9 protein-coding genes are annotated in these 10,063 nt (G+C 66.2%); 8 read left to right on the top strand and 1 reads right to left on the bottom strand.

Annotated elements, in window-relative coordinates; all coding sequences use genetic code 11:
- Window positions 1–6: 6 nt before the first annotated feature.
- Together DAEP_RS0119965 and DAEP_RS0119960 are read left to right on the top strand one after the other, a co-directional pair.
- Entirely contained in the window at window positions 7–1,410 is a 1,404-nt protein-coding gene (locus DAEP_RS0119965; RefSeq protein WP_027245930.1) for an aldehyde dehydrogenase family protein, read from the top strand.
- A gap of 67 nt (window positions 1,411–1,477) precedes the next feature.
- A complete protein-coding gene (locus tag DAEP_RS0119960) occupies window positions 1,478–3,181 on the top strand; it encodes an AMP-binding protein (protein WP_027245929.1) in 1,704 nt (567 codons plus the stop codon).
- A 7-nt stretch (window positions 3,182–3,188) separates the two neighbouring features.
- Here the strand turns inward: DAEP_RS0119960 and DAEP_RS0119955 are convergent, their stop codons facing one another.
- Window positions 3,189–4,211, bottom strand: coding sequence for a nucleotidyltransferase family protein (locus DAEP_RS0119955; protein WP_008558555.1), 1,023 nt, complete (start codon window positions 4,209–4,211; stop codon window positions 3,189–3,191).
- 169 nt (window positions 4,212–4,380) lie between these two features.
- On the opposite strand from DAEP_RS0119955, the gene ehuR reads away from it, so the two are divergent.
- The 6 genes from ehuR to eutA all read left to right on the top strand — a co-directional run bounded on the left by ehuR (window position 4,381) and on the right by eutA (window position 10,045).
- The gene (gene ehuR / locus DAEP_RS0119950) at window positions 4,381–5,775 is read left to right on the top strand and encodes a MocR-like ectoine utilization transcription factor EhuR (RefSeq protein ID WP_027245928.1); all 1,395 of its coding nucleotides are present in this window, start codon (window positions 4,381–4,383) and stop codon (window positions 5,773–5,775) included.
- Between the two features lie 95 nt (window positions 5,776–5,870).
- Window positions 5,871–6,887 carry a TRAP transporter substrate-binding protein gene (locus DAEP_RS0119945; protein ID WP_027245927.1) on the top strand — a complete coding sequence of 339 codons (1,017 nt, stop codon included), beginning with the start codon at window positions 5,871–5,873 and terminating at the stop codon, window positions 6,885–6,887.
- A 69-nt stretch (window positions 6,888–6,956) separates the two neighbouring features.
- On the top strand, window positions 6,957–7,523 hold the full coding sequence (locus tag DAEP_RS0119940; protein ID WP_008558544.1) for a TRAP transporter small permease: 567 nt from the start codon (window positions 6,957–6,959) through the stop codon (window positions 7,521–7,523).
- 10 nt (window positions 7,524–7,533) lie between these two features.
- Window positions 7,534–8,820 (top strand): TRAP transporter large permease, encoded by a 1,287-nt coding sequence (locus tag DAEP_RS0119935; protein ID WP_027245926.1) that lies wholly within the window; start codon window positions 7,534–7,536, stop codon window positions 8,818–8,820.
- Window positions 8,821–8,832: 12 nt separating this feature from the next.
- Window positions 8,833–9,270: a universal stress protein gene (locus tag DAEP_RS0119930; protein ID WP_027245925.1), complete on the top strand. Its 438-nt coding sequence runs from the start codon at window positions 8,833–8,835 to the stop codon at window positions 9,268–9,270.
- Window positions 9,271–9,280: 10 nt separating this feature from the next.
- A complete protein-coding gene (gene eutA / locus DAEP_RS0119925) occupies window positions 9,281–10,045 on the top strand; it encodes an ectoine utilization protein EutA (RefSeq protein ID WP_036761488.1) in 765 nt (254 codons plus the stop codon).
- Window positions 10,046–10,063: the final 18 nt, after the last annotated feature.

Below are 10,063 nucleotides of genomic sequence, written 5' to 3'. Positions count from 1 at the left end.
ACGGCAATGGACTATTGCATGCTGATCAACGGCGAACAGGTTTCGGCGGAGCGCATGATCGAGGTGATCAACCCGGCCACGGAGGAGGTTTTTGCCCGCGTGCCGCATGCCTCCGAGGCGCAGATGAACGAGGCGGTGGCTGCCGCAAAGGCGGCGCAGAAAGCCTGGGCGGAGACGCCGATGAGGGAACGGCGCGCCAAGGTGGAGGCGCTGGCCGCCGCCATCGGCGAGGAGGCGGATGAGCTGGCGCGGCTGATCACCATGGAACAGGGCAAGCCGCTGCCCGAGGCGCAGGGCGAGGTGGCCTGGTCGCAAGGGTATCTGGCGCATACCGCGACGCTGGAGCTGCCGGACCGGGTGATTCAGGACGACGCCGAGTTCAGGATCGAGACCCGGCATAAACCGCTGGGCGTGGTGGCGGGCATCATCGCCTGGAACTTTCCGCTGCTCCTGTGCTGCTGGAAGATCGGGCCTGCGCTGATGGCGGGCAATGCCATCGTGCTGAAGCCTGCGCCCACAACCCCGGTGGCGGCGCTGAAGCTGGGCGAAATCTGCGCCCGGATCTTCCCGGCGGGCCTTGTGAACATCATCACCGATGGCAATGACCTTGGCCCCAAGCTGACGGCGCATCCGGATGTGGCCAAGATCGGCTTTACCGGCTCCTCCGAGACCGGCAAGCGGATTATGGCGAGTGCCGCGGACACGATGAAGCGGGTGACGCTGGAAATGGGCGGCAACGACCCGGCCATCGTGCTGCCGGATGTGGATGTGAAGGCGGCGGCGGAAAAGGTCTATGGCGGCGCGTTCCTGAATGCGGGGCAGGTGTGCCTGGCGGTGAAGCGCGCCTATGTGCATAGCGACATCTACGAGGCGTTCTGCAGCGAACTGGCGGCCCTTGCCGAACAGGCGGTGGTCGATGACGGGATGAAGCAGGGGACCACCATCGGACCGATCCAGAACAAGGCGCAGTTCGACAAGATCAAGGGCTTCCTGGAGGACGCCCGCGCCTGCGGCAAGATCATTGCCGGCGGGACGCCCAAGGACGGCCCCGGCTATTTCGTGCCGCCCACCATCGTGCGCGATGTGACCGACGGCCAGAAGATCGTCGACGAGGAGCAGTTCGGCCCGGTGCTGCCGGTGATCCGCTTTGACGATATCGACGATGTGATCGCGCGGGCCAATGCCTCCGATTACGGGCTGGGCGGATCGGTGCATTCGGGCGATACTGCCAAGGCAACCGAAATCGCCGGGCGCATCGAATCCGGCACCATCTGGGTGAACCAGCAGCTGAACATCGGCCCGCATATCCCGATGGCCGGCTTCAAGGGCTCCGGCCTGGGTGTCGAGCAATCGGTCGAGGGGCTGGCGGAATACACCCAGATGCAGGTGATCAACGTCGCCCGCGGCTGATCGCGTTTGACCCTTGCCCGGGCTGCCGTCGCGGCGGCCCGGTCCGTTTATCCAGCAGAGGACGGCCATGACTGACCTGCACCCTGATCCTACCGCCCCGATTGACGGCCTGTCGCATGTGCGGGGGCCGAATGAGCCGCCGCTGCAGCATATCACCATCCCGGCGCTGCTGCGGCAGGCGGTGGAGCGGCATGGCAGCCGCGAGGCGCTGGTGTTCCCGGATGCGGGCATCCGGATGACTTATGCGGAGCTGGCGCGGCGGGCGGATGAGCTGGCGGCGGGGCTGCTGGAGCTGGGGGTCGGCAAGGGCGACCGGGTCGGCATCTGGTCGCCGAACCGCTGCGAATGGGTGCTGACCCAGTTCGCCACCGCCCGGATCGGCGCCATTCTGGTGACGATCAACCCGGCCTACCGGCTGGCGGAGCTGGAATATGCGCTGAACAAGACCGGCTGCAAGGTGCTGATCGCGGCGGAAAGCTTCAAGAGTTCCAACTACCTGGGCATGATCCGCGAACTGGCGCCGGAGCTGGCTGCCGCCGCCCCCGGAGGGCTGGCGGCCGCGCGGCTGCCTGCCTTGCGCCATGCGGTGGTGATGGCGGCGGATCCTGGTCCCGGTGTGCTCTCTTTCGACACTGTGCAGGGGATGGGCGCGGGTGCGGACGCCGCCGCGCTGGACGCGCTCAGCGCGGATCTGACGCCGGAGGAGGCGATCAACATCCAGTTCACCTCCGGCACCACCGGGCTGCCCAAGGGGGCGACGCTGACGCATTTCAACATCGTCAACAACGCCCGGTTCGTCACCAGCCGGATCAAGCTGACGGAGGCCGACCGGCTGCTGATCCCGGTGCCGCTGTACCATTGTTTCGGCATGGTGATGGGGGTGCTGGGAGCGGTGTCCAAGGGGGCTGCGATGATCTTCCCCGGCGAGGCGTTTGAGCCGGCCGCGGTGCTGGAGGCCGCCGCCGCCGAGCGGGCGACCGCGCTTTACGGTGTACCGACGATGTTTGTCGCCATGCTGCAGGAGCTGGACCAGAACCCGCGCGATGTGTCCTCCTTGCGCACCGGGATCATGGCGGGCGCGCCGTGCCCGATCGAGATCATGCGGCGGGTCAACAGGGACATGCATATGCAGGAGGTGACGATCTGCTATGGCATGACCGAAACCGCGCCGGTGTCCTTTCAGAGCTTTACCTCTGATCCGGCAGAGAAACGCTGCACCACCGTGGGCCGGGTGCATCCGCATCTGGAGGTGAAGGCGGTGGACGGCGCGGGCCGCACCGTGCCTGCGGGCGAACGCGGCGAGCTGCTGGTGCGCGGCTATTCGGTGATGCGGGGGTACTGGGACGATCCGGAGGCGACCGGCGGGGCGGTCCGGGACGGCTGGATGCGCACCGGCGATCTGGGCAGCTTTGACGATCAGGGGTTTTGCAGCATCACCGGGCGGGTGAAGGATATGATCATCCGCGGCGGCGAGAACATCTATCCGCGCGAGATCGAGGAGTTTCTGATCCGCCATCCGGATATCGCGGATGCGCAGGTGTTCGGGGTGCCGGATGAGAAATTCGGCGAGCAGGTCTGCGCCTGGGTGGTGGCGGCGGCGGGCGCCAGCCTGGACGAAGAGGCGGTGCGCAGCCATTGCCGCGGCCAGATCGCGCATTTCAAGATCCCGCAGCATGTGCGGATCGTGGCGGAGCTGCCGATGACCGTCACCGGCAAGCCGCAGAAGTTCCGGATGCGGGACGAGATGGTGCGGCAGCTGCAGGCCGGCTGAGGCGGGCTCAGGACGGCAGCGAGTCCAGCAGGGCGCGGGTTTCCGGCATCTGCTGCAGGCTGGCGGCGATGCGGGCGCGCCAGGCGGGGCCGCGCTCCATCGCGGTCTCATACGCCTCGGCCAGATCATCGGGGCGCTCGGCGTGCAGAACCTCGATCAGGAAGGCGGCCTGGGCCCGGTCCTTGCGCGATTTCAGCGCGTCGGCGCCGCCGCGTCGGCGGTCGGCGACGATCAGCTTGTGGATGGCAAATCGTTCGGGCCGGGGGATCTGGATCAGCACGCCGGACCGGTAGAGCAGGGGCGCCTGCAGCGGTTCGGCAATCAGGTAGTTGAGGAAATGCAGGCTTTGGGCGCTGACGCCGAGGGCGGGCAGGTCGCGCAGGCCCTCCTGATCGCTGAAGGAGGGGGTGAGGAATTCGACCAGGGTGCGGCGGTCTGTCTGCCGCCAGCGCCAGACCTGGCCTTTTTCGGTGGAGGGCAGGGGGTCGAACTTCAGCTCCGAGAAGACATCCGCCAGCGGGGCATCGACGCTGTCCTGCAGCACCAGGGACAGCCGCTCGAAGCTGGCGATGTCGATGTCGTCGGTCATCGCCGCCTGGTCGAAGGTGATGCGCACGCCCAGCTCGCCCTCGTAGCAGCGGAAGGCCTGGGTGCCGACCAGGGTGCCGCCGAGCCGGAACACCCCGGCGCGGGCCATGGCGGAGATCACCTGGCCGCTGCCGGCATCGGCCATCAGGTAGCCTTCGGCGCGCAGGGTGCGCATCAGGCGGGCGCGCTCGCGGCTGGCCTGTTTCTCGGCCTCGGCAATGGGTTTCTGGCGCTCCAGCCGGCTGCGCAGTTCCTCCGTGTCCTCGCCGATGTAGCGGTCCACGGTTTCGGTGCCGATCCGGTAGTGGTCGTACCAGTAGCGCTTGCGGCCGATGGTCTTGAGCTTGGGGGCGCCGCGCAGGCCGGAGACCGCGCTGTCCTTGAGCGAGCGCAGAAGATCGGTCCAGGCGGCGGTGCCGGCGGCGGAATGGTGCTGGATCACGGGGCTGCCCCACAGAAAATTATTTGTGGGGTATGTATAGCCGGTTTTGTTACCCTACAAAATATTTTTTGCGGGGTAAGGGGCGGGCAGGGACAGCCGGGGCCGGTGAGTCCGCGATCTGCGGCAATTGTCTTGGGGTTTGCGGCGCGGGGCGCTATACAATTGCACCATGACAATCTGGTATCCCGATCCCGCTTCGCTCACCACACCGCTGCACAGCAGCCTGGCCGCCGCCATCGCCAAGGCGATTTCGGACGGGCGGCTGCCCAAGGGCACGCAACTGCCGACCCACCGCAGGATGGCGGAGGAGCTGGGGCTGAGCGTGCATACCGTCAGCAAGGCCTATGAAAGCCTGCGGCGGCAGCGGCTGATTGACGGGCAGGTGGGGCGCGGCAGCTATGTGCTGGACCCGGACACGTCCAATGACCAGCCGTTCCAGCTGAGTTCGGAGAAGGGCGGCGGCTTTGATCTGTCGATCTCCAGGCCGCTGTTTTCGCAGCAGCACGCGGAGCGGTTTCAGCAGGCGCTGAAGGAGCTGCCGGAGGCGCTGGACCCGAGTTATTACCTGTCCTGCCGCCCCAATGTAGGCCATGACGCGCACCGGGCTGCCGGGGCGGAGTGGCTGAAGGTCTGCGGGCTGGAGGTGCCTGCGGAGCGGATCATCATGACCAACGGCGCCAGTCACGGAATGTCGGCGGCGCTGTCGGCGCTGACCCGGCCGGGGGATACGGTGGTGTCGGACAAGATCACCCATCACCTGCTGGTGTCGGGATGTTCCTACCTGGGGCTGAACCTGGCCGGGCTGGAGACGGACGGCGATGGCATCCTGCCGGAGGCGCTGGAGCGCTATTGCCGGGAGCAGTCGCCCAAGGTGCTGTTTTTGCTTCCCTCCCTGGCCAACTCCACCGCCGGGATGATGCCGGAAGAGCGCCGCCGGGCGCTGGTGGGGATTGCCCGGAAATATGATCTGCACATCATCGAAAACGATGCCTTCGGGCCGGTGGCGGAGGACCGCCCGGTGCCGGTCTCGGCGCTGGCGCCGGAGCGGTCGATTTACCTGACGACCTTTACCAAATGCACGGTGTCGGGGCTGCGCGCGGGCTACATGGCGGCGCCGGAGCATCTGCTGCCTGCGCTGACCGGGCGGATTGTGGTGTTCGGCTGGATGGCGACGCCGCTGATGTGCGAGCTGGCCACCCGCTGGGTGCAGGACGGCACCGCGCTGGAGCTGGCCCTGTGGCAGCGCCGGGCGCTGGCGGAGCGGTATGCCATTGCCGAAGATGTGCTGCGCGGCTGGGACTGGCAGGGCCACCCCTCGGCGCTGCACCTGTGGCTGCCGCTGACCGATGGCTGGACCACCGCCAGCTTTGTCTCCTACGCGCAGGAGCTGAAGGTGGCGGTCGCCCCGGATGCGCCGTTCCTGACCCCCAAGACCCCGCCGCAGAACGCGGTGCGGGTGTCGCTGGGCAGTGTGCAGGACCAGGACCGGTTCCGGCAGGCGCTGGAGCTGATCGGCGGGATGCTGGGGCGTCCGCCGGAGGGGGTCGCGCCCTTCACATACTGATTGTCCTGCAACAATAAAAAAATTGACATGCAGTACAATTCCTCTCAAGTCTGGCGCAGCGGTGCGCAGGCACCGGTGAGACCTGGGAGGAAATCATGGCTCAGACAGTCACATTCAGCTTCGCTGCCCTTGCGGCGGCCGGGATTGCCCTGGCGGGCGGCGCGGCGCAGGCGGACACCTGGCGGTATGCCTTTGAGGAGGCGATGACCGATGTGCAGGGCGTCTATGCGCAGAAGTTCAAGGAAGAGATCGAGGCGAATTCGGATCACGAGATCCAGCTGTTCCCCTATGGCACGCTGGGCGAATCCGCCGACATCATGGAACAGACCCAGGACGGCATCCTGCAGTTCGTCGACCAGTCGCCGGGCTTCACCGGCTCCTTGATTCCCGAGGCGCAGGTGTTCTTTGTGCCCTATCTGCTGCCGACCGATCAGGATCACCTGGCGCGCTTCTACAAGGAGAGCAAGGCGATCAACGATATGTTCAAGCCGCTTTATGCCGATCAGGGGCTGGAGCTTTTGAACATGTTCCCCGAGGGCGAAGTGGCGATGACCACCAAGACGCCGGTGACCACCTGCGCCGATCTGGACGAGGTGAAGTTCCGGGTGATGACCAACCCGCTGCTGGTCGAAAGCTACAAGGCCTTTGGCGCCACCCCGACGCCGCTGCCGTGGGGCGAGGTGTACGGGGGGCTGCAGACCAATGTGATCCAGGGGCAGGAGAACCCGACGTTCTTCCTGTACTCGACCAAGATCTATGAGGTCACCGATTACATCACCTATGCGGGCCACAACAATTTCACCACCGCGGTGATGGCCAACAAGGATTTCTATGACGGCCTGAGCCCGGAGGATCAGGAGCTGGTGCAGACCGCGGCGCAGGCGGCCTATGACCACACGGTGGTCTATCAGCAGGAGGCGGCAGAGACCGAGCTGGCCAAGATCATGGAGGCCAAGCCGGAGATGCAGGTGACGGTGCTGACCGACGAGCAGCGCAGCTGCTTCAAGGAGGCGGCGGCAGAGGTTGAGGCCAAGTTCATCGAGATGACCGGCGACAGCGGCGCCGCGATCCTGGAGCAGATGAAGGCGGACCTGGCGGCCACCGCCAACTGACGCCTGCATGGCACGTGCTGCTGAGCGGGGGCCGCCCGCTCAGCCCGGCGCAGTCCTTGGGAGGACGGAATGCACCAGACACATGACTCCGCGCTGCCCGGTTTCCTGGGTGTGATCGACAGCGCCATCAGCCGCACCGAGTCGTTCCTGCTGGCCGCCGGCGTGCTGCTGATGGCCGCCAATACCGTGGCCAATGTGGTGGGGCGGTTCGTGCTGGGCAATTCCATCTTCTTCTCCGAGGAGCTGAACCGGATCCTGATCATCCTGATCACCTTTGCCGGCATCAGCTATGCGGCGCGCAATGCCCGCCACATCCGGATGTCGGCGGTCTATGACCTGCTGCCGCCGCATCTGCGCAAGGTGATGGTGGTGGTGATTTCGGTGATCACCGCGGGCTTCATGTTCCTGCTGTGCTTTTACGCGGTGAAATACATCGGCTCGCAGGCGTCGCGGGGGCGGGTGCTGCCCGCCTTGCAGATCCCGGTCTGGGTGATCCTGGTCTGGGTGCCTGCGGGGTTCTTCATGACCGGTGCCCAGTACCTGCTGACCGCGGTGCGCAATCTGACATCCCCCGGCATCTACCTCTCGACCCATGTGCAGGAGGGGTACGAGGACGCGGAAGAAATCGAGATCTGAGGACGGACCCATGGCTGCAACCATCTTCCTGACCATGATTGTCCTGCTCTTGCTGGGCTTTCCGATGATGATCCCGCTGATTGCCGGCGCGTTCATCGGCTTTCTGATGCTGTTCGGCGATCTGGCCCGGACCGAGACCATGGTGCAGCAGATGCTGGCGGGAATCCGGCCCGCGTCGCTGATTGCGGTGCCGATGTTCATCTTTGCCGCCGACATCATGACCCGCGGCCAGTCAGCCGGCCGGCTGATCAATGTGGTGATGGCCTATGTCGGCCATATCCGCGGCGGGCTGGCGATTTCGACCGCGGCGGCCTGCACCATGTTCGGCGCGGTCTCCGGCTCGACCCAGGCGACGGTGGTGGCGATCGGTTCGCCGCTGCGCCCGCGGATGCTGCAGGCGGGGTACAAGGACAGCTTTGTGCTGGCGCTGATCGTCAATGCCAGCGACATCGCCTTTCTGATCCCGCCCTCCATCGGGATGATCATTTACGGCGTGGTTTCCAGCACCTCGATTGCCGAGCTGTTCATTGCGGGGATCGGGCCGGGGCTGCTGATCCTGCTGCTGTTTTCCGCCTACTCCTATATCTATGCGGTGCGCAACAACGTGCCGGCAGAGCCCAGGGCCACCTGGGCCGAGCGCCTGAGGACCATGCGGCAGGCGCTGTGGCCGATGGGGTTCCCGGTGATCATCATCGGGGGCATCTACGGCGGCGTGTTCAGCCCGACCGAGGCGGCGGCGGCCTGTGTGCTGTATGCGCTGATCCTGGAGGTGCTGGTGTTCCGCTCCATGGCGCTGGCGGATGTCTATGAGACCGCCAAGTCGACCGGCCTGGTCACCGCCATCGTGTTCATCCTGGTGGGGGCAGGGGCGGCGTTTTCCTGGGTGATCTCATTCGCGCAGGTGCCGCAGCAGATCCTGGGCGCCATCGGCATTGCCGAGATGGGCGCCATCGGGGTGCTGTTCGTGATCTCCATCGCGTTTTTCATCGGCTGCATGTTCGTCGATCCCATCGTGGTGATCCTGGTGCTGGTGCCGGTGTTTGCGCCGGTGGTGAAATCGGTGGGGCTGGACCCGGTGCTGGTCGGCACCATCATCACCCTGCAGGTTGCCATCGGGTCGGCCACGCCGCCGTTCGGCTGCGATATCTTCACCGCGATTGCCGTGTTCAAGCGCCCCTATGCCGAGGTGGTGCGCGGCACGCCGCCGTTCATCCTGATGCTGCTGGGGGTGTCGGTGGCGCTGATCTTCTTCCCGCAGATTGCGCTGTTCCTGCGCGATCTGGCCTTTGCCAAGTAGGGAGGCGCGGCGATGTTCACATCCATTCTGGTGCCCTTTGACGGCTCGCAAGGCGCTGAGGCGGCGCTGGCCAAGGCGGCGGAGCTGGCGCAGCTGTGCGGCGCCGCGCTGACGCTGCTGACGGTCTACCGCCACCACTCGCTGCTGGAGGCCTCGATGCATATGGTGCGCCCGGATCAGCCGGAGGATCTGGACGAACTCATGCGCAGCCACGCCCGGGAGGTGGCCGAGCGCGGCAAGGCGCTGGCCCGGGCGGTCGGTATCGAAGCCCCGCGCGCCTTTGTCAAAGCCGGGCCGGTGGCGCGCACCGTCACCAGCTTTGCCAGGGAGCACGGGCAGGACCTGATCGTGATCGGCAGCCGCGGTCTTGGCTCCTTGGAAGGCGTCCTGCTGGGCAGTGTCTCCCACAAGGTGACGAGCCTGGCGGAAACCCCGGTTCTTGTTGTTTAGGAAAGCGAAAATGGCTCTTGATATCCATGCCACGCCCTCGCGCGTTGCGGCCAGGCTGGACGACCGCCCCGTGAAGAAACGGATCGCGCTGGTGGCGCTGGCGACCGACCACACGTCGGAGCGCGACTTTGCCCGGATCTGCGACCCGGACCGGGTCGGCGTCTATGTGAACCGGATCGAATTCGAGAATCCGACCACCCGGGAAACGCTGCTGCAGACCGGCCCGCGGCTGAGCGCGGCGGCGGCGCAGATCCTGCCGGGGGAAGCGGTGGATGTGGTGGCCTATGGCTGCACCGCGGCCTCGATCGTTCTGGGCAACGAGGCGGTCGCCGGGTATCTGAACGCGGCCAAGCCGGGCGCGCCCTGCGTCACCCCCAGCTCTGCCGCGTTTGATGCGTTTGCCGCGCTGGGGGCCGGGCGGGTGTCGCTGCTGACCCCCTACAGCCCCGAAGTCACCGATGAGATGGCGCAGTATTTCGCCGCACACGGGCCGGAGGTGGTCAGTGCCGCCTGTTTCGGGCTGACCGACGACCGCCGGATGGCGCGGATTTCCGAGGACAGCATCATCGAGGCCGGGATTGCCGCCTGCGATGCGGGCGCGGATGCGCTGTTTCTCTCCTGCACCGCGCTGCGGGCCGCTGCTTGCGTGCAGCGGATCGAGGACCGGCTGGGCAAGCCGGTTGTCAGCTCGAACCAGGCGATGGTCTGGCGCTGCCTGCGGCTGGCGGGGATCACGGATGCGGTGCCGGGCTATGGCCGGCTGTTCGAACTCTAATCAGGCAAGACAGGTCCA

Origin of the sequence: Leisingera daeponensis DSM 23529, from assembly GCF_000473145.1 — a bacterium.
In the GTDB taxonomy this organism is placed as follows: domain Bacteria; phylum Pseudomonadota; class Alphaproteobacteria; order Rhodobacterales; family Rhodobacteraceae; genus Leisingera; species Leisingera daeponensis.
The sequence above is the reverse complement of the archived record's forward strand: the minus strand, read 5'-3'. Positions and strand labels throughout refer to the sequence as shown.

Bases quoted from the DNA above. Each gene is read 5' to 3' on its own strand.
- DAEP_RS0119940 (WP_008558544.1), top strand. From the start codon at position 6,957: ATGCACCAGACACATGACTCCGCGCTGCCCGGTTTCCTGGGTGTGATC.
- eutA (WP_036761488.1), top strand. From the start codon at position 9,281: ATGGCTCTTGATATCCATGCCACGCCCTCGCGCGTTGCGGCCAGGCTG.
- DAEP_RS0119930 (WP_027245925.1), top strand. From the start codon at position 8,833: ATGTTCACATCCATTCTGGTGCCCTTTGACGGCTCGCAAGGCGCTGAG.
- DAEP_RS0119965 (WP_027245930.1), top strand. From the start codon at position 7: ATGGACTATTGCATGCTGATCAACGGCGAACAGGTTTCGGCGGAGCGC.
- DAEP_RS0119945 (WP_027245927.1), top strand. From the start codon at position 5,871: ATGGCTCAGACAGTCACATTCAGCTTCGCTGCCCTTGCGGCGGCCGGG.
- DAEP_RS0119960 (WP_027245929.1), top strand. From the start codon at position 1,478: ATGACTGACCTGCACCCTGATCCTACCGCCCCGATTGACGGCCTGTCG.
- ehuR (WP_027245928.1), top strand. From the start codon at position 4,381: ATGACAATCTGGTATCCCGATCCCGCTTCGCTCACCACACCGCTGCAC.
- DAEP_RS0119935 (WP_027245926.1), top strand. From the start codon at position 7,534: ATGGCTGCAACCATCTTCCTGACCATGATTGTCCTGCTCTTGCTGGGC.